Here is a 23,187-nt window from a genome sequence, read left to right on the forward strand (position 1 = left end):
TGCGTCCACATCGAGTAGTCCACCGATCGAGGCCGCGCCGACAGCGGCCCGGCTTTCCCGATCAGCGCACGAGGCACGGGCGCTTGTTGTCGAACTTCCAGTTCGGAATCAGATACTGCATCGCGATGCCGTCGTCGCGCGCGCCGAGACCATGCTGCTGATACAGCGCGTGCGCTTTCTCGAGTTCCTCCATATCCAGCTCGACGCCCAGGCCCGGCGTCTGCGGCACCTTGACCTTGCCGCCGACGATCTGCAGCGGATCGCGCGTCAGACGCTGACCGTCCTGCCAGATCCAGTGCGTGTCGATCGCGGTGATCTTGCCGGGCGCCGCGGCCGCCACCTGCGTGAACATAGCCAGCGAAATATCGAAGTGGTTGTTCGAATGCGAGCCCCACGTGAGTCCCCATTCGTTGCACATCTGCGCGACGCGCACCGAACCCTGCATGGTCCAGAAGTGCGGATCGGCCAGCGGAATATCCACGGACTGCAACTGGATCGCGTGGCCCATTTGACGCCAGTCGGTGGCGATCATGTTGGTGGCCGTCGGCAAGCCGGTCGCGCGACGGAACTCGGCCATCACCTCGCGGCCCGAGTAGCCGTTTTCCGCGCCGCACGGATCTTCGGCGTAAGCCAGCACGTCGTGCTGATCGCGGCACAGGCGCACCGCTTCCGCCAGCGACCACGCGCCGTTCGGATCGAGCGTCACGCGGGCGTTCGGAAAGCGTTCGGCGAGCGCCGTGACCGCTTCGATTTCGGCGTCGCCGGACAGCACGCCGCCCTTCAGCTTGAAGTCGTTGAAACCGTAACGTGCCTGCGCGGCCTCGGCGAGCCGCACTACGGCCTCGGGGGTCATCGCCTGTTCGGTGCGCACGCGCTCCCAGTCGTCGTGTCCGTCTGCGCCGCTCGCATACGGCAGATCGGTTTGATTGCGGTCGCCGATATAGAACAGATAGCCGAGCATTTCCACCTCGTCGCGTTGCTGGCCTTCGCCGAGCAGCGCCGCGACCGGCACGCCGAGATGCTGGCCGAGCAGATCGAGCAACGCGGCTTCGAGCGCGGTGACCGCGTGAATGGTGGTGCGCAGATCGAAGGTTTGCAGGCCGCGTCCTCCCGCGTCGCGATCGGCGAATTGCGTGCGCGCCTTGTTCAGGATCGCTTGCAAATTGCCGATCGACTGGCCGACCACGAACGGCCGCGCGTCGTCGATGGTCTTGCGGATACTCTCGCCGCCCGGCACTTCGCCGACGCCCATATGCCCCGCGCTGTCACGCAGAATCACAATGTTGCGCGTGAAGAACGGGCCATGCGCGCCGCTCAGATTCATCAGCATGCTGTCGCGACCGGCGACGGGCACGACGCGCAGTTCGGTGACGGTCGGCGTCGCGTTCGATTGAGTGGCTTGCGTGGACATGATGTTGAGCCTGGGTAAGTGAGTGAGTTAGTGAGCCGGCGAGTGAGCAGCGTGGCGCGCCGTGGCGCTCGCGTTCAACACGGCCGGCGAACGGCAAGAAGAAGTGGTGTGACCCATGATGAACCTCGCTAACGATCCGTGTAATCAGTGCGCGTTGCGATGCACCGGCTCCGGCAACGCGTCGCGATTCACGCGCCGGTCGCGGGTCAGGAAGCCGGCCGCCGCCGCGATCAGCGACGCCACGCCGAGGCCATACAGGCCGCCGGTAATCGAACCGGTGTGCTGCTGCAGATAACCGAACGTGGCCGGCGCGAAGAAGCCGCCGAGGTTGCCCACCGAGTTGATCAACGCGATCACCGCGGCCGCCACGCGGGCATCCAGATAGCCTTGCGGAATCGGCCAGAACAGCGAAGCCGCCGCCTTGAAGCCGATCGCCGAAAAACAGATCGCCACGAACGACAACACCGGATTGCCCGACGTCGACGCGAACAGCCCGCACGCCGCGATCACCAGCGCCACCGCGAGCCACGCTTGCTGGAAGCGCCATTTCGACGACAGCACCGCGAAGCAGTACATGGCGACCATGGCGATCAGCCACGGAATCGCGTTGAGCATGCCGACCTGGAAATCGGAGAGGCCGCCCATCTTGCGGATGATGGTCGGCAGCCAGAAGGTCGCGGCGTAGATGGTCAATTGAATCGCGAAGTACAGGAAGCAGAACAGCAGAATCTGCGGGTCCTTCAGCAGCTTCATGGCGGGCAGATGCGCGCCGCCGCGCGCCTCGCGCTCAGCCTGCTCCGTCGCGATCGAAGTTTCGAGCACCGTGCGTTCTTCGGCGGTGAGCCACGACGCGTCGCGAATGCGCGACTTCAGCAGCATCCAGCTCACGCCGCACAGCACGATCGAGAAGCCGCCTTCGACGAGGAACATCCACTGCCAGCCGTGCAGGCCGAAGCCGCGAATCGACAGCAGGCTGCCGGTGATCGGGCCGGACAGCACCGAGGCGAGCGCGGAGCCAGCGAGAAAAACCGCCACCGCTTTGCCGCGATCTTTCTGCGGCAGCCACTGCGTGAAGTAAAACACCACGCCCGGAAAAAAGCCCGCTTCGGCGACACCGAGCAGAAAGCGCAGCACATAGAACGACGTGTCGTTCCAGACGAACGCCATGGCTGCCGCGACCAGCCCCCACGTGCCCATGATGCGGGTGAGCCACGCGCGCGCGCCGTACTTCTGCATCAGCACGTTCGAGGGCACTTCGAACAGCGCATAGCCGATGAAGAACAAGCCGCTGCCCAGACCATAAGCCGCCGCGCCGATGCCCAAGTCCGTCTGCATGTGCGAATTGACGAAGCCGATGTTCACGCGATCGATGTAGTTCGCGATGAACATGATCAGGAACAGCGGCAATACGTGCCGCTTGACTTTGGAGACCGCGGATTCGAGCGGATCCGCGGCCGGGGCAAGAGCTGAGGTCAAGGTTGTCTCCAGTATCGGCCACTTGGGTGGCCTGATCGAACACAACGCGGCGCATTCGGGCAGCGAGGCAGAGGTGCGAGAAACGCGTGATACGTTGTCTGACGACAGTCTACATGGAGAGGTCCGGCGATTCCAATTAGGTGTTTACCCTTCCCCGCTGAAATCGCCACTCCACATGGATTTCGCAAAGATTTCCCATGGTTGACCGCACTGCGCTCAATATAAAACCAAGACGTCTGATGACAATAATATGATGTATCTCCGCCTACCGGCAGATTAAGATCTCGATCGCGGGATCGTCCGTGCCGCCGAGCGGCGCTATGATGGCCGGGCCGTCCCGTCGTACGACCTCTCGCGCACGCAACGTGCGCATTTTCAGCCGATTAGCCGACAAACCACAGAAATGAGCAGCCTAACTGAGAAGGTGGTGGCCACCCTTTCCGACGAAATCCGCCGCGGCGCGTTGCGGCCGGGCGACCGCATTCCCACCGAAGTCGCCATGATGAAGCAGCTCTCCGTGAGCCGCTCCGTGGTGCGTGAGGCGATCTCGCGCCTGCAGGCGGCCAGGGTGGTCGAGACCCGGCACGGGATCGGCACCTTCGTGCTCGCGCCCGCTTCGGAAGAACCGTTGCAATTGCCCGCCGCCGATCTCTCCAGCATGCTGGACGTGATGGCGATCATCGAATTCCGTATCGACGTCGAAGCCGCGTCGGCCGCGCTCGCCGCCGCGCGGCGCACGGACCAGCATCTGAAGCAGATGCGCGCCGCGCTGACGCGCTTCGAGTCGGAACTCGAACGCGGCAGCACCGACACCGTCGCGCACGACATCGAGTTTCATTTGCAGATCGCGCGGGCAAGCGGCAACCGTTATTTCTTCGACGTGCTCAGCCAGTTGGGCCGTTCGGTGAGTCCGCGCACGCGCCTGGGCAGCGCCGAAATCGCGGAGCTCGACCATATCGAGCATTTGCGCAACGTACTGGCCGAGCATCAGATGATCTATCGCGCGATCGAACGGCAGGACGCGGACGACGCGCGCGCCGCCATGCGCATGCATCTGAGCAACAGTCGCGAACGGTTGCGTCGGGCGCATGAAGCCTCATTGCCGCTTTGCAGCGCGTCGCCGCCACCGACGCGCTGACCGGACTCAGCGACCGGCGACGAAGTGTTGACCGTGGTCGCCGAAAAAATCCGCAAACGTGTCGAGTCGGCAGGACTCGCGAACAAGGATACGCGGAGCGGGCACGTGACGATCAGCGTCGGCTGCGCATCGTGCCAGCCGCCTGAAGGCGGCAGCGCAGCCGCATTGCTGGCCGCCGCGGATGCCCAGTTGTATTCCGCTAAAGCGGCCGGACGCAACCGCGTGACGGCGCGCGCGATTACCGCGCAATTGGCCGTCTGAACGCGCGACGTCGATTCCCCCCCACTACTCCTCAATCAGTCCAGCCTGGTTTCCTCGCTCGGCCAAGCTTTCAATTTCAAACAGAAGCGGATTCGCTTCTCAGTTCGCTGGATTTAAACCGGCGACCGCGCGCTAAGCTTATTTCTGCGCGAGCGCGAGGCCAAGCTCGCGCGTATTTCCCGAAAACTTCCACAAAACCAAAAAATGATGACCAGTAAATTTGGAATCGCCGTGGTGGCGGCGGCGTCGTTCGTTGCCGCCGCGCCTGCTTACGCGGCGTTGGGTAGCGCGCCAACGTATCCGGTGACGGCCAGCAGCACCAGCGCGGGCGCGGCCAGTCCGGGCGGCGCCGCGGTGGCGCGCTTCGCGGCGAACGCCAGCGCCAATGCGGCGACGCCGGCTTACACCGTCAGCCAGACGACGCTGCCGTCCGGCACGGTGGTCAACGAGTACGTCACGGCGGGGAACACCGTGTTCGCGTTGAGCTGGCAAGGTCCGACCATGCCGCCGCTGAAGACGCTGCTCGCCACTTACTTCCCGACTTACGTCCAGGCACTCACCGACGCGCACAACACCCAAGGCGGCGGCTACGGCGCCGCCGTCGTGCGTCAGACGGGGCTGGTCGTGGAGACGGGTGGGCACATGGGCTCTTTCGTGGGTCGTGCCTATTTGCCGCAAGCGCTGCCGCAAGGCCTGAGCGCTGACGACATCAAGTAAATCAACAGAAATCAATCGAGAGAATACAAGTGCGCAAAATCGCATGGATTATTGCCGCGGCACTCGGCCTGAGTCTGGCCGCCTGCGGTGGGGGTGGTGGCAGCAGCGGCAGCACGACGGCCAATTCGTCGACCGCGGGAAGCAATTCGAACACGCCCTCGAACGGAACGACGAACGGCAGCTCGAACCAGCCGTCGACCAGCTCGACGTCCAACGTGCTCGCGGCCGACGCGTCCGCCGTGCCGACCGCGGTGGGTCCCACCAACACGATGGCGGTGACGGTCACCGGCACGGGCATTCACAACCAGCCGTTGGTGAGCATCAAGCTCTGCACGCCGGGGACGAACGCCACCGCCAACTGCGTGACGATTCCGAACGTGCTGGTCGACACGGGTTCGTACGGGCTGCGCCTCGTGCGTTCCGTGATTCCGGACGCGACTTTCAACACGCTCGGCACTGAAACGGCAAGCGGCCTGCCGCTCGCCCAATGCGCCTTGTTCGGCAGCGGTTATACGTGGGGCACGGTGCATACCGTCGACCTCGCGCTGTCGGGCGAGGTCGCCTCGACGCTGCCGATCCAGGTGATCGGCGACCCGGCGCTGACGACGGCCGCGCCGTCCGAATGCCAGGTGGGCCGACTGATGGCGACCGCCGCCAACGTGGGCGCGAACGGCATTCTCGGCATCGGCGTGAGCCCGACGGACTGCGGTTCGGCGTGCGCCGTCGCGCCGCTGTTGACGCACTACTACACCAACGCGGGCACGGCCACCACGGTGCCGGTCAGCGGCCAGGTCGCCAATCCGGTTTCGTATTTCGCGCAGGACAACAACGGCGTGATTCTGGAGATGGCGCAGGTGCTGGATAGCGGCAGCGCGTCGGCTCAGGGCACGCTCGTGTTCGGTATCGACACGCAGGCCAACAACACGTTGGCCGGCACGAGCGCAACGTTGATCAAGACGGATATCAACAGCAACTTCACGTCGACTTATAACGGCGCGACGCTGACCAGCACGTTCTTCGATTCCGGTTCGACGGTGCTGTTCTTCCCGGATACGACGATCACGCGCGACCCGGCGAGCGGCTATTACGTGCCGACCGCGACGGTGGGCCGCACGGCGACGCTAAGCTCGACCAGTCCGGCTAGCGCGACGCTGGGCTTCAACATCGCCAATGCGGCGACGTTGGGTGCGTCGGGGAACAACGCGTTCAACAACCTCGGCATCTATATGGCCGGTCAGTTCGACTTCGGTTTGCCGTTCTTTTACGGCCGGCATGTGTTCTACGGCATCGCGGGGCGCTCGTCGACGGGTGGTGGCCTGGGACCGTATGTGGCGTACGTGTCGAGCTGAGCGGCGTGAGGTTTAGCCCGCAACGTTGGCGATATTGAATCCATCGCAGCACTGAAATAAACCCGGCCGCGCGCCGGGTTTATTCTTTAGGGCGCCGTATCGGGCCGGACTGATCGCTCCCGACGCTCAAGTTATCCATCTTTGTGCCGATAGGGTTGATGGGGCGCCAGGTGACTAATCAGAATGCCCGCCTTTTCATCACCCGAAAATGACCATGAAGACCTCTTTGAACCGGCGCGCACGCGCCGTGTTCGCCGCGTTCTGCCGGAGCGCATGTGCGCAGCATTCAACGCCGCAACGAGGCGCAGCGTGAAGTCGGTAGCGTTGCTTCACCCACCGCGGCGGCTTGCCTTCCTGCCGGCGCTGCTGACGGCGCTCACGTTGACCGCGGCGGCCGTTGCGCCGCTCGGCGTCGGCGCCATGTCGGCCGGCGCGCAAGATGCCGCGCGTCTGCCGCGTCCGTTCCCGGCTTTGCCGCTTGTGCCGTTCGGGGATCCGACCACGCCCTGCGCGCTGCGCTTCGGCGCCAGCCAGGAATGGGCGGCCTCGCCGCTTGCCAAGCCAGCGCAACTGCTCGCGTCGTGCGGCACGGAAGCGGCGGCCGGCAATCTCGACGCGCGCGCTATCTATGGACAGATGGTGCTGTTCGGCTACGCGATGCCGCCGTCCGACGCCGGCCTCGCGATCCTTCAGCAGGCCGCCGTGGATGGCTCGCGCAATGCGCAACGGGTGGTCGGTTCGCTCTACCGCGACGGCACGCGAGTGCCGAAAGACACCGCCGCCGCGCGGCGCTGGCTGACGCTCTCCGCGGACCAGGGTGACGGCCTCGCGGCCGAGACACTCGGCCTGATGGACTACAACGGCGAAGGCGGCGCGGTCGACTTCGCCTCGGCCTACGCCGAGTTCGTGCGAGCCGCGGACCACGGCTCGTCGCACAGCGCATCCAACGCCGGGCAAATCCTGTTCGACGGCCGGGCGGGCGTGCCGCGCGATGTCGAAGGCGGCGTCACGTGGTTCATTCAGGGCGCGACGCGTGGCGATGCCGACGGAGCGTTCCTGCTCGGCATGGCGCTGTTGCGCGGCACCGGTGTGAAGCAGGACGTTCAGAACGCGGCGGGCTGGATCAATACTGCTGCGGAGCGCGGCCATCTCGGGGCGCACGCGGTGCTTGCCGATCTGTACGTGGCCGGCGCAGGCGTGCCGCGTGACGAGAAAAAGGGTTTTGCATTGATGTCGTACGCGGCGAGCCGCGGTTCGGTCTACGCGCAGCGCCGGCTCGGCGAACTGTACGCGGGCGGCACCGGCACGGCGCGCAATCTGATGCTGGCGCGGGCATGGCATCGCAAGGCCGCGCTGGAAGGCGATGCGACGGCGCGTTTCCAACTGGCCGTTGAGTATCGGTTGGGCATTGGCGGCCCCAAGGATCTCGACGCCGCGATCGGCTGGATGCGCGGCGCGGCTCAAGCCGGTCTCGCCGCGGCGCAGAACGATCTCGGCACCATGCTGCAGCGTGGCGAAGGCGAACCACGCAATCTCGACGAAGCGAAGCAGTGGTATCAGCGGGCCTCCGACCAGGGACTCGGCATCGCCGCGTTCAATCTGGCGTCGCTCGCCGATGCCGGGCTCGGCATGCCGAAAGATCCGGCGCTCGCGTTCCGGCTCGCGCATACCGGCGCCGAGCGCGGCGATCCGCAAGCCACGCTGATGGTGGGCCGGATGCTGTTCGTCGGCGATGGTGTGCCGGTCGATAAGGCACAGGCGCTGGTCTGGTATCGCAAGGCCGCCGATCTCGGCAACGTCGACGGCGCACGTCAGACCGGCTGGCAGTATATGTACGGCATCGGCGTGCCGCGCGATGCGGTGCTCGGCCAGCGCTATCTGGAAACGGCCGCGCGGGCCGGCAATGCTCAGGCGCAGACCATACTGGGTTTGTATCTGCTGGAGCGTCAGGCGGACGGCGGCAAGGACGCCAATAAAAACGCGGCCAAAGCCGACGGCAAGGCGTGGCTCGTCAAGGCGGTCGCGCAAAACTTCGCGCCGGCTTATACCGCGATGGGCACGGTCTATTCGAAGGGCCAGGGCATGCCGCCCGATCAGCCGGCCGCGATCAAATGGTTCACGCGCGGCGCCGAATCGAACGATCTCGCCTCGCAACGCGTGCTGTGTCTCGCCTATGCGAACGGCGCCGGCGTGCCGCGCAATCCCGAACTGGCGCAGCGCTGGTGCCGCGCCGCCGCGCAGGCCGGCGACCTCTTCGCAATGCGTCGGTTGGCCGTCGGCATTGCAGACACGACGTCGGAGCGCGACAGCAGTTACTGGCAGTGGCGTATCGCAAGTCGCGGCGACGCGGTCTATCAGTCGATGCTCGGCGACTCGTACGATCTGGGCCGCGGCGTCCCCGCCGACTTCAGTGCAGCGGTCTACTGGTTCCGCCTGGCGGCGGAGCAGGGCAACGTCTCGGCGCAAAGTTCGCTGGCGTGGCATCTGTTCACCGGGCTCGGCGGCGAGCGTAACGATCGTGAAGCGCTGGCCTGGGCCAACCGGGCGGCGGACACCAGTTCGGCCGCCATGGCCATGGTCGGCGAGGCCTATCTGCACGGCCGAGGTGTCGCGCAAGACGTCACCGTTGCGCGCGGCTGGCTCGAAAAGGCGGCGGCGGTCGGTTCCGGCGAGGCGGCCAGCGATCTCGCGAATCTGTATGAAACCGGCAACGGGGTGCCGCGCGATGACGCACGGGCGCTCAGTTGGCATCGCAAAGCCGCTGCGCTCGGAAGCAACGCGGGAACCATCGCCCTCGCGCTGCGCGCTCAGGCTGCAGGGGACGTGCACGCGCTCAATGGCCGCGCAATGCAGTGGCTCGCTGTTGCTGCCGATCCGGTCGCGACGGGTGCGACGGGTGCGACCGGTGTTGCCGGTGTTGCCGGTGTTGCCGGTGTTGCCGGTGCGGCCGGTGCGGCCGGTGCGGCCGGCGGTTCGCGCGCGCCCCTCTCGAACGACGCAACCGAATCCGGCCTGGCTTCGTGGGCTGCTCTCTCAACCTTGAACGAAGCCTTGCTGGGCGACACGCTGCGGCAGTATGAGATCGGCATGCGCTATCTGTCGGGCGACGGCGTGATGCGCGACAAGGCGCTCGGCGACGCGTGGCTTCAGCGTGCGCAGGCGAGCTTCGCGGCCGAACCCCATCACGCCCTGTATGCGGATGCGGTCCGCGCCGTCGAACAACGCGTCAGCGCGCAACTCAGCGGGGACGAGCGGGCGCAGGCGCATCGGGTGGCCGTCAATCTGCTGGCGACCGTTCCGTCGAGCGCGGTCGCGACGGGGGCGTATCGAAGCTGAGAGAAGCGGTTCGACGTTTCAGGTTCGCCGGCCGGCGAGTCCCTTCTCTGCATACGCTTGCGCTGCCCCCAGCCCCAACGGCAGCGCTCCAGCGAAATTCCGTAGCCCGATTGATTTTGGCGACCGGCCGGTGGCAACCTTGCGATTCCATTCCGGCGGAACGCTACGGAGGCGACCATGACCGACCCCTTCCTCGACACGCACGACGACGACCTCGCCCAGTTCGACGCGCATGGCGCCGCGCCGCTGCCGGCGTCGAACGATCAGGGCCATGTCGAGCACGCAGGCGCGCGAATCTGGTACGCATCCTATGGCGCCGGCGCGCCGGTGATTCTGCTGCACGGCGGCCTCGGCCATAGCGGCAACTGGGGTTACCAGATTCCGGCGCTGCTCGGCGCGGGGTATCGCGTGGTGGTGGTCGACAGCCGCGGCCACGGCCGCAGCACACGCGACACGCAACCGTACCGCTACGAGCTGATGGCGTCCGACTTGCTGGCCGTGATGGACCGCTTGCAACTCGAACGCGCCGCGCTGGCCGGCTGGAGCGACGGCGCATGCGTCGCGCTGGTGCTGGCCAGCGAGGCGCCCGAACGCGTGGCGGGCGTGTTCTTCTTCGGCTGCAACATGGATCCGAGCGGCACCCTGCCGTTCGTGCCGACACCGCTGATCGACCGTTGCTTCAGCCGGCATCGCAAGGACTACGCGCAACTATCGGCGACGCCCGACGAGTTCGACGCGTTCGTCGGCGCGGTCAGCGAGATGATGCGCACGCAGCCCAACACCAACGCGGACGATCTGGCGCGGATCCGCGTGCCGGTTGCGATCGTGCAGAGCGAACACGACGAGTTCATCAAACCGGAACACGCCGACTATCTTGCCCGCACGATTCCCGGTGCGGCGTTGATCGCGCTGCCAGGCGTGAGTCATTTCGCGCCGCTGCAAAGACCGGGGCAATTCAATCGCGTGCTGCTGGGTTTTCTGCGCCGCGTGCTGCCCTGAGGCCGCTCGCGATGCCTGGAAATTGAGCATCGCGGCGAATCGGCGCGAACCCGTGTCGCGCTCAAGCCCGAAAATTTCACGATGTGGCATGAACACTTGCTTCGTAAAAAATCGTGGTGCGTGGCACAAATTCGCCATTTCGCAATGTCGCCCCGCATTGCACATCGCAAAATGAACGACGCAAGCCTTTATTTTTAAACGAATTTTTTTGTTAGATTGCCCCATCTAAGAACGGCTTGCGCCGCGACCTGCTGACGTAGACTCTTTTACAAGAGCCGGCGCTTCATGCAGTCGTGGCAAGTTGGACGGGACGATCAGGCAGTTGGAAGGTCCCCCCTCGCGCACGAAACCGCACCGGCACAGCGGTTTTTAAATGGCAATTGGGAGACTGAAAATGAAAGGCTTTCGCTTTGGCTCGACCCAGGGAGCGTTCTACATTTTGCCGGGACAGGATGGTTGGGCGGCCACTTACGGCAACGAAACGCTCGGCGAATTTTCCAGCCCGCAACAGGCCGCCGACGACCTCGCGCGCGGTCTGATCTGCCCGCATCTGTCCGAAGGCGACGATACCTCCTCGCTTGAAATTCCAGAGAAGCTCAGCGATTGGGAAATCGTTCACGTATAAGGGCAGGGATGACGGCTGCCCACGTAGAAGTGAAAACGACGATGGCGCTCGAGAGCGCCATCGTCGTGCTTGCTGCTTACTTCCGTGCGGTTTGCGCAGGTGTTGCTGCGGCCCTGGCTAGTGCATCGACTACTTTATGCCACCGCGTCCACGATCTTGTTCAGCGTGGCGCTCGGGCGCATGGCCTTGCTCGTCAGTTCGACGTTCGGACGGTAGTAACCACCGATTTCCACCCGCTTGCCTTGCGCAGCGGCCAGTTCTTCGATGATCTTCGCTTCGTTGTCGGCCATGGCCTTCGCCACGCCGGCGAACTGCGCCTGCAACGCCGCGTCTTCGGTTTGCGCCGCGAGCGCTTCCGCCCAGTACATGGCCAGGTAGAAGTGGCTGCCGCGGTTGTCGATACCGCCGACCTTGCGCGCCGGCGACTTGTCGTTGTCGAGGAACTTGCCGGTTGCCTGATCCAGCGTTTTGGCCAGAATCTGCGCCTTCGGGTTGTGATACGCATTGCTCAGGTGTTCGAGCGACGCCGCCAACGCCAGGAATTCACCCAGCGAATCCCAACGCAGGAAGCCTTCTTCGACCAGTTGCTGAACGTGCTTCGGCGCCGAACCGCCCGCGCCCGTTTCGAACAGACCGCCGCCCTCCATCAGCGGGACGATCGACAGCATCTTCGCGCTGGTGCCCAGTTCCATGATCGGGAACAGGTCGGTCAGGTAGTCGCGCAGCACGTTGCCGGTGACCGAGATCGTGTCCTTGCCGGCGCGGATGCGGTCCAGCGAGAACTGCGTTGCCTCGACCGGCGTCATGACGCGAATGTCCAGACCGGTGGTGTCGTGGTCCTTCAGGTATTGCTCGACCTTCTTGATGATCTGGGCGTCGTGCGCGCGCGCCGCGTCCAGCCAGAAGATGGCCGGCGTGCCGGTGGCACGGGCGCGGTTCACCGCGAGCTTGACCCAGTCCTGCACCGGTGCGTCTTTGGTCTGGCACATGCGCCAGATGTCGCCGGCTTCCACCGTTTGTTCGATCAGCACCGTGCCGGCTGCGTCGGTCACGCGGACCACGCCGTTCGCGGGGATATGGAACGTCTTGTCGTGTGAGCCGTATTCTTCAGCGGCTTGCGCCATCAGGCCGACGTTCGGCACCGTACCCATGGTGACCGGATCGAACGCGCCGTGCTTCTTGCAATCTTCGATCACCACCTGATACACGCCCGCGTAGCAGCGGTCCGGAATCACGGCCTTGGCGTCGTGCAGCTTGCCGTCGGTGCCCCACATCTTGCCGGACTCGCGAATCATGGCCGGCATGGACGCGTCGACGATCACGTCGCTCGGTACGTGCAGGCTGGTGATGCCCTTGTCCGAATTGACCATGGCCAGTTGCGGGCGCGCGGCGTATTGCGCCTTCATGTCGGCTTCGATCGCTTCGACCGTTGCCGCCGGCAGGTCTTTCAGGCGCGCGTACAGGTCGCCAATACCGTTGTTCGGGTTGAAGCCGGCTTGCGCCAGCGCGTCGGCGTGCTTGGTCAGCACGTCTTTGTAGAACACCGACACCACCTGACCGAAGATGATCGGATCCGACACCTTCATCATGGTGGCTTTCAGGTGCACCGAGAACAGCACGCCCTTGGCCTTCGCGTCGGCGATTTCCGCTTCGATGAAGCTGCGCAGCGCGTTCTTGCTCAACACCGACGCGTCGATGATCTCGCCCGCTTGCACGTTGGTCTTTTCTTTCAGGACCGTCTTCGTGCCGTCGGTTGCTGTCAGTTCGATCTTCACGGCGCCGGCCGCTGCGATCAGCGCCGATTTTTCGCTGCCGTAGAAATCGCCGCCGCTCATGTGCGAGACGTGCGACTTCGAGTCCGACGTCCACGCGCCCATCTTGTGCGGATGCTTGCGAGCGTAGTTCTTGACCGACAGCGGCGCGCGGCGGTCCGAATTGCCTTCGCGCAGCACCGGGTTGACCGCGCTGCCCTTGATCTTGTCGTAGCGCGCCTTGACGTCTTTTTCAGCGTCTGTCGTGGCGACGTCGGGGTAAGCCGGCAGTTTGAAGCCCTGATCGCGCAGTTCGGTGATCGCGGCCTTCAGTTGCGGCACCGACGCGCTGATGTTCGGCAACTTGACGATGTTCGCTTCCGGACGCGTGGTGAGTCCACCCAGTTCAGCCAGATCGTCGGAACCCTTCTGTTCCGCGCTCAGGTAGTCCGGAAAGGCAGCAATGATCCGGCCGGCAAGCGAGATATCGCGCGTTTCAACGATCACGTCGGACGAGCGCGTGAACGCCTTGACGATCGGCAGCAGCGAGTAGGTCGCCAGTGCGGGGGCTTCGTCGGTCAGGGTGTAGATGATCTTCGGCGGTGTGGACATGTTCGAGGCTTTGCTAGGTGAAGTGATAGACAGAGCGTTTGGTAGCGCTGAGCCGGCGAGGTTGCGACGAAGCTGCAAAAACGCCGCGCGATGCACGGCACTACTTTTTACGGCCCGACCGTGAGTATATGCGTGTTTTCCTCTACTCGCTGTTAAACAAACATGTCCGCGAACCGGTCTCGATGGGGTCGAGCCCCGCCCGATAAGGCTTTGAGGCCAATGCCCTAGGTCTTACGACAGATGTCTTATAGATGACTCACGTCACCTTTCAAATAATTTGTTAATGCGAATCAGATGCATTAACATTCGTACGCTCGTTTTTTCACCGTCCGTTTAACCGTCACTCGCTCGCACGATGCCGTTCGCACCGTTTCGGTGCGCGACGGTGGCAGCCTGTCCAACTCGAACAATATGCAGACTCTTTCTATCGCCGGCCGTCCGGCGTTTGCGCGCGGCCCGCGCCGCGCTCCGTCGCTGCTTAGCGCCGGACTCCTCGTTAGTGTGGGTTTAACGCTTTCCACCCTGTCATCGAGCGGATGGGCGCAAGCCGCCCCGGCCAGCGACGCCGCCGCCACCTTGCCGGCCGTGAAGATTTCGGCATCGAAAGACACCACCGTGGCGCAGGCCGATACCGTCAGCGCCGGCGCACTGGGTTCGCGCAAGCAGATCGACACGCCGTTCTCGACCCACGTCGTGACGAGCGACGAAGCGCAGGATCTGTTCGCGACCACCGCCAACGACCTGTTCAAGTACGACCCGGCCGTGTCGATCAGCAGCGACAACGCGCTCGCCGAAAACTCCATGTTCAACGTGCGCGGCATGCCGATCGACACGCTGAACAGCATCAAGGTGGACGGCCAGACTTTCCCCTCGTGGGACACCGACCTGTCGCTCGAACCGTTCGAGCAGGTCGAACTGCTCAAGGGTTTGTCGGGCTTCATGTACGGCTTCGGCTCGCCGGGCGGCATCGTCAACTACGTGCTGAAGCGGCCGACCGACACGCCGTACCGCAGCATCACCCTCGGCTATAAATCGGCCGGCGTGTTCACCGAGGCGGTCGACCTGGGCGGCCGCTTCGGCAACGACAACCGGTTCGGCTATCGCCTTAACCTCGTCAACGAAGACGGCAACACCGCCGAACCGAACGGCCATGTGCGCCGTCAGGTGGCGTCGCTGGCGCTGGACTTCCGCATCACGCCGGACCTGACCTGGACCGCCGACGCGTTCTACCAGAAGCGCAAAACCAACGGCACGCTGTTCGGTCTCGGGATCGGCGCCGGCGGCATTCCGGACGCGAGCAAGATCGACATTGCCGGTTTGACCCAGCCGCAGAACTACTACCAGACCGAGATGGCGTCGTTCGGCACGGGTCTCGACTACCGTCTGTCGGAGAACTGGCACGCGAGCCTGAAGTACCGCTTCGCCAAGGAGAACCGCACCAATTCGGATAGCTTCCTGTACGTCACCGACACGGCGGGCAATTACACGAACACGCTCTATGCGGCGATGACGCGCTACTTCTATCAGAACGTCGACGCGATGGTACAAGGCCAGTTCAACACCGGCAGCGTCAAGCATGACGTGGTGGTCGGCGCGGGCTTCCAGACGCAGACCAGCGAGTACAGCAACAGCACCGGCTGGAACACGGGCTACGCGCTCGGCACCGGCAATCTGTACAACACCACGCTGCTGACCAACAGCGAAGTCAGCATCGGCTCGGACCTGTATCGTCAGCAGCGCACCACGCAGGCCGCGGTGTACGCGAGCGATACGGTGCAATTCACATCGCGGCTGTCGGCGCTGCTCGGCGTGCGTTACACGCAGTACCGCCAGAACGTCTACGACACGACCGCCGCCGTGACGTCGCAATACAGCGCGAGCCCGGTTACGCCGACCCTCGCGCTGATGTTCAAGACCGACCCGTATTCGACGCTGTACACGAGCTACGTCGAATCGCTGCAACAGGGCGGCGCGGCCGGCAACACCAACCTGAACTACCCCGCAACCTACGGCCCGATGCGCAGCAAGCAGTACGAAATCGGCTTCAAGACGGATCACGCCAAGTGGGGCGCCAATGTCGCGCTGTTCCGCGTGGACCAGGGCTACAACTACACGAACGTCAGCAACTACTTCGTGCAGAACGGCACCAAGCGCTACACCGGCGTCGACGCCAGCGGCTGGCTCGCGCTGACGAACGAATGGCGCGTGATGGGCGGCGTGATGTGGCTCGATGCGAAGGCCGTGGACGTGGACGATCCGAACATCGACGGCAAACGCGTGTATGGCGCGCCGCGCTTCACCGTGACGGGCCGCGTCGAGTACAACCCGGCGTATCTGCGTCCGCTGACGCTGGCGTTCGGCGGCAAGTACGTAGGCAACCAGGCCGTCGATGCCGCCAACTCGCAGTTCGTGCCGTCGTATGTCACTTACGATCTGAGCGGCCGCTACGAGACGAAAATCGCCGGCCAGGACGTGACGTTCCGCGCGGGCATCAACAACCTGCTCAACCGTCGCTACTGGACCACCGCCTGGGGTTCGTTCGTGTCGCCTTCGCCGACGCGCACCGCTGTCGCTAGCGCGACGTTGCTGTTCTAAAGCAACGCGCGAGATCGGGGTGCCTGAGCTGGCCTAACCCGCCGCAGGCGCCCCGAGCATCGCCGGAATCCCGGCGACCAGCGCGTCGATCGCGCAACGCGTCTTCAACGCCAGATACCGGCTCTTCGGCCACACTGCGTGAATCTCCTGCGCGGGCCGAAAACAATTCTCCATCACCGTCACCAGTTCGCCCTTGCCGGCGTGACGCGCCAGCAGCCAGCTCGGCAACCACGCGAGCCCAAAGCCCGCGACCGCCGCGTCGACAATCCCCTGCATGTCGTCGAAACCCAATTGCGGATGCACCTGCGCGCGACGCACCTGACCGTCGACGTCGACCACGTCCCACGGCATCGGCAAGCCGCCGCGCACGTACGCGATCACCGAGTGGCCGCGCAATTCATCCACATTGCGCGGCGTGCCGTGCCGCGCCAGATAGGCCGGCGCAGCGCCGATACTCGCGTATTGCATGCCCAGTTTGCGGGCCGCGAGACTCACGCTGTCGGCGAGCGGTCCGACTCGCACGACCAGATCGAAGCCCTCTTCCACCACGTCGACGAAACGATCGCTAATCGAAATGTCGATCGTCAATTGCGGATGACGGCGCGCCAGCTCAAGCAGCACCGGCGCCGCGCAGTGATGGCCGAAGCACTGCGGCACGCTGACCCGCAGACGCCCCTTCGGCTCGCGCCGCCCTGAGTCCAGATCGGCTTCGGCGGCTTCGAGTTCGGCGAGCGCGCGCACGCAGCGGTCGTAGTAGGCCTGCCCGTCTTCGGTGAGGCTTTGACTGCGCGTGGTCCGGTTGATCAGCCGCACGCCGAGCCGCTTTTCAAGCCGCACGATCACTTTGCCGACCGCCGAACGCGTGAGCTCCAGGCGTTCGGCCGCCAGCGCGAAACTGCCCGTTTCGACGACGCGCACGAACGTCGTCACACCATCGAGGATGTCGCTCATTTCCTTGCCTTATTGGGTCCGTACACGATGCAGTGCTGGGATTTAAACGTGTCAATCGGGACGTGAATTCCCCCTATATTACCCATTCCATGGTGGCCACGCCCGCCGACGATCGAGGTGAAATTTCATGTCCACGCATTCCAACGCGCCGCCACGGCCCGACCAACGAACGCTCGAATTGAGCGAACCCGCCGCCGTACGGCTCCTCGGCTTCTTTTCGATCCGCAAAAACACGTTGGCGCTCGGCGCGGTCTGTCTCGCGTCGCTGATGTTCGGCCTGGAAATCTCCAGCGTGCCGGTGATCCTGCCTACGCTCGAACGCGTGCTGCACAGCGACTTCAAAGGCATGCAGTGGATCATGAATGCCTACACGCTCGCGGTCACGACCGTGCTGATGGCGACCGGCACGCTGGCGGATCGCTTTGGACGGCGGCGGATTTTTGTTATCGGCATCGCGCTGTTTGGTGTCACCTCGCTGATCTGCGGTCTCGCGGAAAGCGTGCCGACGCTGATCGTCGCGCGTTTGCTGCAAGGCGCGAGCGGCGGCGCGATGCTGATCTGCCAGGTGGCCGTGCTGTCGCATCAGTTCAGCGACGGCCCCGAGCGCGCCCGCGCGTTCAGCGCGTGGGGGATCATCTTCGGCATCGGGCTCGGCTTCGGACCGATCATCGGCGGGATGATCGTGGCGGTGTCGAGTTGGCAATGGGTCTTCTGGGTGCACGCGGTGCTCGCCATCGTCACGTTGATACTGGTGTTCGGCGGCGTGCAGGAATCGCGCGATCCGCATGCGCATACGCTCGACATCGCCGGCATCGTCACGCTGTCGCTCGCCGTGTTCGGCCTCGTGTACTTCATCACGCAGGTGTCGGAGCTCGGGCTCAGCAGTCCGCGCGCGATCTTCGTTCTCGTGGCGACCACGCTCGCCTTCGTGGCTTTTCTCTGCGCGGAGCGCTTCAGCGCGCGGCCTATGTTCGATTTTTCGGTGTTCCGGATCCCGCAGTTTTCCGGTGCGCTGATGGGCTCGGCGGGCATGAACTTCAGCTTCTGGCCATTCATGATTTACCTGCCGATTTATTTCCAGATCGGTCTCGGCTACGACAGCGTGAGCGCCGGCCTGGCCTTGCTCGCCTACACGCTGCCCACGCTGCTGTTCCCGCCGCTCGGCGAACGCCTTGCTTTGCGCTACGGCTCGGGCATCGCGATACCGGCGGGTCTGCTGACCATCGGCGTCGGCTTCATGCTGATGAAACTCGGCAGCAGCGTCGCGCATCCTGGTGTGTGGAGCATGTTGCCAGGTTGCGTGCTGGCCGGCGCGGGCCTCGGCCTCACCAACACACCGGTCACCAATACGACGACCGCCGCGGTTCCGCCCGAGCGCGCGGGCATGGCGTCCGGCATCGACATGAGCGCGCGCATGATCACGCTTGCGATCAACATTGCGTTGATGGGTGCGATCCTGGTGAGCGGCATTCTGTTCGAACTGAAAGCGCGACTGCCCGGTGCGCTCGATACGATGTCGCTCGGCCGCCTCGCGGAGAAAATCGCAGCGGGCGATGCAGACGCGGTGAAGCGCGGCATTCCAGCGTTAGCGCACATCGACCCGGGCGGCAGCATCGTGCATGCCGCGCTGATGGAAGGTTTCGGCTGGGTGATGCTGTACGGCGGCGTCGGCGTGGCGATACTCGCCGTGCTCAGTTTCGTGATCTCGGGAAGTGCGTCGAGGAAGTTGGGCGGCAACGCGACTTCAGTCTCGCGGCAAGCGGTTCGGTGTGACTCGTGTTAGGCCGTGCGTGAGCGGCTCGCGGGACTCGTGTTAAGCCGTGCGTCAGCGACTCGCGGCAGCAGAGCGGCGCCCTCGACCGCTCGACATACGCCCGTCTCCCTTCACCGTCGACGCGCGCGGCCGCTGCAGAACCCAGGACCGGCCACGCCACGATTGCACGCGTCGAGACTGTCGGCGCAATGCCGCTCGGCGTCGCGCACCATGACGTGAACCCGCGTTGGCGAGACGTCGAGCGCGCGGGCCGTGTTTTGCAGCGTTTCCTCACGCAAGCGCACCATTTCGAATGCCGCCCGACTGCGCGGCGGCAATTCTTCGAGCGCGTTGTAGACGTGCCGCAGCGTGTCGCGCATGAGCAGCGCCGCTTCGGGCGAAGGCTCAGGCGAAGGCACGTGCAGACCGTGATCCCGGTCGGCGTGATACGTGTCTTCCTGACTCTGGCGGCGCGACGCATCGACAGAAGCGTTGTGCACCATGCGGGTTACGTAGGCCACCGGTTGACGAACGGCCTCCTGATCGCGGAAATCGACGAGCTTGATGAAGACGTCGTGCACCACGTCTTCCGCAAGGCTCGCGCAACCCACGAAGCTGCACGCCAGATCGACGAGCATCGGCCGGTTGTCGATCAGCACGTCGAGCAGCGCGGCCTTCTTCCAATCGACCGCGCGACCTCGATCGCGCATAGGCCGCGACGCAGGCGGACAAGCGACGCCGGCGTCGATCGCCGACATGGGTATCGCTGTTGAAGACTCCCGCCGGACGAATACCTCGGCCATATGCGCGCTCCGCTTCTGAAAAGGACAGGGCGCCAATTTACCTTAAATGCGAATGATTCTCAATACCAGAGAAAAATAGCCTCACGGGTTTGCGCGCTTTGGCCGGTGATCGGCATCCGCCGGCGCCGGTTCGGCGGAGGTCAACATTCGGCTTCGAGCGACATCGGAATCATTTCGTCATCCGTATTATTTGCGTCGTGACCCGCTGATCGACAGCGTCGTGCAATAGTGGAAATCCCTGCCTCTCATCAGGCCAACGCACGTCGATTCAACGCTTGACACTTATTGAGACGCATCATAAAGTTTGCCTGCAGATCTAGATAAGAGACTATCTGTAAGATGGTCTCTTGCGCGTATACGATTTGCACCGCGAACAGCACCGGCCTCTTACAGAAAAACTAAAGGAGACCGATTGTGCAGACAGTCGCGCTAAAGATTCGTGGCATCGACGATGTCATCTCGTTCATCGACTCATGTTCAGGCATTCCCGGTAGAGCCGGCGTTATCTGGTGGCTGGCGCTCGGTGGCCTGTTTCTCGACGCATTCTCCAATTCCGCTCTAAGCGCGGGCCTCGGGCCCATGACGCGGGATCTTCATCTGGACGCACCGCAAATCGCGCTCATGACGTCGTTCGCGTCATGGGTCGCCATTGCCTTCAATCCGATCGGCGGTTGGATGGCCGATCGATGGGGGCGCATCCGTCCTCTGGTGCTGGCCAAATTTCTCGCGGTGATCGGCGCGGTGCTGGTGGTGTTCGCGCCGGGCTTCAAAGTCATTCTGGCGGGGCGCTTCTTTGTCGGCATGGCTTACGGCATCGACTTCGCAATCGCGATGGCCATGCTCGCGGAGTTCACGCCGGTCAAACTGAAGAGCCGCCTCAATGCGTGGCAGGGTATGTGGTACTCGGCCGTCTGCTCGAACCTGCTGCTCGCGCTGCTGTTCAACTCGTGGCATGTGGGCGATTCGATCTGGCGTTACTCGGTCGCCGCAACCGCCGTCTTCGGTCTCGCTATCCTCGCGCTACAGCGGGCGTTTCTGGTCGAGAGTCCGATCTGGCTTGCGCGCAAGGAGCGTCTGGTCGACGCCGCCACCGCGATGAGCCGTATCTATGGCCGCCCCTTCGCCGCCGCACCGGTCGAAGAACGCGTGCCGGTGCTGAATCAGGCACAGCGCGGGTTCGCCAATCTCACGTTGATCTTCCGCGGCGTCTATCTGCCGCGCACCCTTCTTGCCGCGACCGTGCAGGTCGGGCAATCCATTCAGTACTTTGCGATCGGCTGGTATCTGCCGCTGATCAGCGCCGCGCTGTTCGGTAAGGACTTCATCTACGCGACGCTCGGCGCTCTGCTGTTCAACGTGTTCGGCATCCTGGGCGGATTCATGTCGCCGGTGGTCGGCAAGCGGTTCGGCTTGCGGCGTGCGTCCGCTTTCGGCTTCGCGGCGGTCTTCGCGATGCTGGTCGTGCTCGGTCTGTTCGGTTCGAAGATGCCGCTATGGCTCGCGGTCATCGTGCCGTCGCTGTTCATCCTGTTTCACTCGTCGGGGCCCGGCGCGAACGGCAAAAGTCTGTCGTCTCTATCGTTTCGTAGCGAGATCCGCGCGGGCGCCAACGGCGTGATCGGCGCGCTCGGTTCGATCGGCGCGGCGCTAGGTCTACTGGTGTTTCCACTGTTTCGCGAGCACTACGGCCTCGACCGGACCTTCCTGATTCTCGCCATCGTGCCGCTGGTGGCGAGCGTGATCTGCTTCCTGATCAAGTGGGATCCGACGCGCACCGCCATCACGCCCGATAACGAACCCGACGCGCCGCAATTCAAAAGCGACACGGAGCAGGCACCCGTCTTCATCAACCCGGCAATCGAGAAATCCCAGCGATGACCCGTAATCGAAACGTTATTCTCGCAATCGACGAGGGGACGTCCGGCACGCGCGCGGCCGTCGTCTCCGCCGACGGGCAAGTCTCCTGTCTCGCGTACCAGCCGTTGCAGGTGGACAGTCCGCGGCCCGGTGTCGTCGAGCAGAACGCGAATGTCATTCTTGAGAAAACCATCGCCGTATGCCGCGCGACGCTCGCGCGCGCGGCAAGCGAACAGTTGAACGTCGTTGCGCTGGCCATTGCGACGCAACGCGCGACGGCCGTGTTGTGGGACACCCGCACGGGCCGTGCGCTGGTGCCCGCGATGGTCTGGCAGGACACACGTCACGCCGCCGAACTGGACCAGCTCGCCGAACAGTGGGACCGCACGCTGATCGAACTCGTGGGGCGCCCCGCCGGCGTCCGCTCGCCTTATCTGTGGGCCGCGCATCATTTGCGGACCACACCGTCGGTCATTCTCGCGAATCGCGAGCGCCGTCTCGCGTTCGGCACGATCGACACATGGCTGTTGTGGCATCTCTCCACCGACCGCGCGTGCGTGACGACCCCGACCAACGCGACCTCGGCTAGCGCCTATCTGCTTGGCGGGCACCGCTATTGCCTCGACTGGATCGACGCGCTCGAATTCCCCCAGGCGCTACTGCCGGAACTCCGTCAGGATGCCGACGAATTCGGCCGCACTCGCGCCGATGTGCTCGGCATCGATGTGCCCATTCTCGCTTGCGCGGGCGATCAGCTTGCCGGCGCCGTAGGTCTCGGCTGCCTTGACCGCGGTCAGTCGATGTGCGTGCACGGCACGGGCAGCTTCGTCGACCTGCTGGTCGGCACGCAAGTGCCGCCCGTCACGGGAACTTCACACGACGGCACCCTGACGATGACCGCGCGCCGCCAGCATGGGGTATCCCACTTCTCGCTCGAGACCTTCGTCGCAACGACCGGTTCCGCGCTGAACTGGATCTGCGAGAAATTGCACTGGTTCGACAACCCCGCGCAAATCAGCACGCTCGCCGCAACCGTCGGTTCCGCGCGCGGCGTCGCCTTCCTGCCCGCGTTGACCGGGTTGCGCGTGCCGCAGTTACAGCCCAAGGCGCGCGCGTCGCTCAGTGGCATTTCCATCGCCACGACTCAAGCTGAAATCGCGTACGCGATTCTGGAAGGCATCGCGCAGTCGGTCACGTTGTGTATCGACGCCAATCAGTCGATCGCGGATGTCGAAGCGTCGGAACTGGTGGTCGGCGGCGGCCTGTCCGGCAGCGACACGCTGCTGCAAATCCAGGCCGACCTGAGCGGCATGCCGGTGCGGCGCATGCATGAAAGCGACCGCGCGAGCCTGCGCGGCGCGGCGTTTCTCGCGGGTTCGTCAGGCCTGTTGTGGGACTCGCTGCAACACGCACGCGCCACCACCGTCACCAACGCGGTGTTCGAACCGTCGGCGAATTCCGAAACACGCGCGAAGCGGCGAGCGTCATGGCAAGCAAGAGTCGAGGCGGAACTCGCCCACGCAAGTGCATTCGATAACGGTAGCGGGGACTGA

16 protein-coding genes are annotated in these 23,187 nt (G+C 64.3%); 11 read left to right on the top strand and 5 right to left on the bottom strand.

Translation table 11 applies throughout. The features are described from left to right. Window positions 1-61: 61 nt before the first annotated feature. Together gudD and GGD40_RS26035 are read right to left on the bottom strand one after the other, a co-directional pair. Complete coding sequence (gene gudD, locus GGD40_RS26030; RefSeq protein WP_179745584.1) at window positions 62-1,411, bottom strand: glucarate dehydratase; 1,350 nt, start codon at window positions 1,409-1,411, stop codon at window positions 62-64. Window positions 1,412-1,555: 144 nt separating this feature from the next. After that, window positions 1,556-2,887 (bottom strand): MFS transporter, encoded by a 1,332-nt coding sequence (locus tag GGD40_RS26035; RefSeq protein ID WP_179711793.1) that lies wholly within the window; start codon window positions 2,885-2,887, stop codon window positions 1,556-1,558. Window positions 2,888-3,290: 403 nt separating this feature from the next. On the opposite strand from GGD40_RS26035, the gene GGD40_RS26040 reads away from it, so the two are divergent. The 7 genes from GGD40_RS26040 (at window position 3,291) to GGD40_RS26070 (ending at window position 11,312) form a co-directional block, all read left to right on the top strand. Continuing rightward, a complete protein-coding gene (locus GGD40_RS26040) occupies window positions 3,291-4,025 on the top strand; it encodes a FadR/GntR family transcriptional regulator (protein WP_179711791.1) in 735 nt (244 codons plus the stop codon). A 33-nt stretch (window positions 4,026-4,058) separates the two neighbouring features. Beyond that, window positions 4,059-4,286: a diguanylate cyclase gene (locus tag GGD40_RS26045; protein ID WP_373565362.1), complete on the top strand. Its 228-nt coding sequence runs from the start codon at window positions 4,059-4,061 to the stop codon at window positions 4,284-4,286. A 207-nt stretch (window positions 4,287-4,493) separates the two neighbouring features. After that, the gene (locus GGD40_RS26050; protein WP_373565422.1) at window positions 4,494-5,003 is read left to right on the top strand and encodes a DUF2844 domain-containing protein; all 510 of its coding nucleotides are present in this window, start codon (window positions 4,494-4,496) and stop codon (window positions 5,001-5,003) included. 29 nt (window positions 5,004-5,032) lie between these two features. Continuing rightward, window positions 5,033-6,352 (top strand): DUF3443 domain-containing protein, encoded by a 1,320-nt coding sequence (locus GGD40_RS26055; protein ID WP_179745586.1) that lies wholly within the window; start codon window positions 5,033-5,035, stop codon window positions 6,350-6,352. Window positions 6,353-6,661: 309 nt separating this feature from the next. After that, window positions 6,662-9,688, top strand: a complete 3,027-nt coding sequence (locus tag GGD40_RS26060) for a tetratricopeptide repeat protein (RefSeq protein WP_179745587.1) — start codon at window positions 6,662-6,664, stop codon at window positions 9,686-9,688. A gap of 177 nt (window positions 9,689-9,865) precedes the next feature. After that, on the top strand, window positions 9,866-10,687 hold the full coding sequence (locus GGD40_RS26065; RefSeq protein WP_179711773.1) for an alpha/beta fold hydrolase: 822 nt from the start codon (window positions 9,866-9,868) through the stop codon (window positions 10,685-10,687). A 394-nt stretch (window positions 10,688-11,081) separates the two neighbouring features. Next, entirely contained in the window at window positions 11,082-11,312 is a 231-nt protein-coding gene (locus GGD40_RS26070; RefSeq protein ID WP_179711771.1) for a hypothetical protein, read from the top strand. A 134-nt stretch (window positions 11,313-11,446) separates the two neighbouring features. Here the strand turns inward: GGD40_RS26070 and GGD40_RS26075 are convergent, their stop codons facing one another. After that, entirely contained in the window at window positions 11,447-13,675 is a 2,229-nt protein-coding gene (locus GGD40_RS26075) for an NADP-dependent isocitrate dehydrogenase (RefSeq protein WP_179745588.1), read from the bottom strand. Between the two features lie 411 nt (window positions 13,676-14,086). Here GGD40_RS26075 and GGD40_RS26080 point away from each other — a divergent pair, with 411 nt between their 5' ends. Further along, the gene (locus tag GGD40_RS26080; protein ID WP_179745589.1) at window positions 14,087-16,270 is read left to right on the top strand and encodes a TonB-dependent siderophore receptor; all 2,184 of its coding nucleotides are present in this window, start codon (window positions 14,087-14,089) and stop codon (window positions 16,268-16,270) included. Between the two features lie 33 nt (window positions 16,271-16,303). Here the strand turns inward: GGD40_RS26080 and GGD40_RS26085 are convergent, their stop codons facing one another. Further along, on the bottom strand, window positions 16,304-17,221 hold the full coding sequence (locus GGD40_RS26085) for a LysR family transcriptional regulator (RefSeq protein ID WP_179745590.1): 918 nt from the start codon (window positions 17,219-17,221) through the stop codon (window positions 16,304-16,306). A gap of 127 nt (window positions 17,222-17,348) precedes the next feature. On the opposite strand from GGD40_RS26085, the gene GGD40_RS26090 reads away from it, so the two are divergent. Beyond that, window positions 17,349-19,004 carry an MFS transporter gene (locus GGD40_RS26090; RefSeq protein ID WP_179745591.1) on the top strand — a complete coding sequence of 552 codons (1,656 nt, stop codon included), beginning with the start codon at window positions 17,349-17,351 and terminating at the stop codon, window positions 19,002-19,004. A gap of 101 nt (window positions 19,005-19,105) precedes the next feature. Here the strand turns inward: GGD40_RS26090 and GGD40_RS26095 are convergent, their stop codons facing one another. Beyond that, a complete protein-coding gene (locus tag GGD40_RS26095; protein WP_179745592.1) occupies window positions 19,106-19,777 on the bottom strand; it encodes an RNA polymerase factor sigma-70 in 672 nt (223 codons plus the stop codon). A gap of 414 nt (window positions 19,778-20,191) precedes the next feature. Between GGD40_RS26095 and GGD40_RS26100 the strand changes: the two genes are divergently transcribed. Then, window positions 20,192-21,655 (top strand): MFS transporter, encoded by a 1,464-nt coding sequence (locus tag GGD40_RS26100; protein ID WP_179745593.1) that lies wholly within the window; start codon window positions 20,192-20,194, stop codon window positions 21,653-21,655. After that, window positions 21,652-23,187 (top strand): FGGY family carbohydrate kinase, encoded by a 1,536-nt coding sequence (locus GGD40_RS26105; RefSeq protein ID WP_179745594.1) that lies wholly within the window; start codon window positions 21,652-21,654, stop codon window positions 23,185-23,187. The genes GGD40_RS26100 and GGD40_RS26105 overlap by 4 nt, the downstream gene beginning before the upstream one ends.

The organism is Paraburkholderia bryophila, assembly GCF_013409255.1.
Classification (GTDB): Bacteria; Pseudomonadota; Gammaproteobacteria; order Burkholderiales; family Burkholderiaceae; genus Paraburkholderia.

Bases quoted from the DNA above. Each gene is read 5' to 3' on its own strand.
- GGD40_RS26050 (WP_373565422.1), top strand. From the start codon at position 4,494: ATGACCAGTAAATTTGGAATCGCCGTGGTGGCGGCGGCGTCGTTCGTT.
- GGD40_RS26090 (WP_179745591.1), top strand. From the start codon at position 17,349: ATGTCCACGCATTCCAACGCGCCGCCACGGCCCGACCAACGAACGCTC.
- GGD40_RS26080 (WP_179745589.1), top strand. From the start codon at position 14,087: ATGCAGACTCTTTCTATCGCCGGCCGTCCGGCGTTTGCGCGCGGCCCG.
- GGD40_RS26085 (WP_179745590.1), bottom strand. From the start codon at position 17,221: ATGAGCGACATCCTCGATGGTGTGACGACGTTCGTGCGCGTCGTCGAA.
- gudD (WP_179745584.1), bottom strand. From the start codon at position 1,411: ATGTCCACGCAAGCCACTCAATCGAACGCGACGCCGACCGTCACCGAA.
- GGD40_RS26070 (WP_179711771.1), top strand. From the start codon at position 11,082: ATGAAAGGCTTTCGCTTTGGCTCGACCCAGGGAGCGTTCTACATTTTG.
- GGD40_RS26105 (WP_179745594.1), top strand. From the start codon at position 21,652: ATGACCCGTAATCGAAACGTTATTCTCGCAATCGACGAGGGGACGTCC.
- GGD40_RS26040 (WP_179711791.1), top strand. From the start codon at position 3,291: ATGAGCAGCCTAACTGAGAAGGTGGTGGCCACCCTTTCCGACGAAATC.
- GGD40_RS26065 (WP_179711773.1), top strand. From the start codon at position 9,866: ATGACCGACCCCTTCCTCGACACGCACGACGACGACCTCGCCCAGTTC.
- GGD40_RS26075 (WP_179745588.1), bottom strand. From the start codon at position 13,675: ATGTCCACACCGCCGAAGATCATCTACACCCTGACCGACGAAGCCCCC.
- GGD40_RS26095 (WP_179745592.1), bottom strand. From the start codon at position 19,777: ATGGCCGAGGTATTCGTCCGGCGGGAGTCTTCAACAGCGATACCCATG.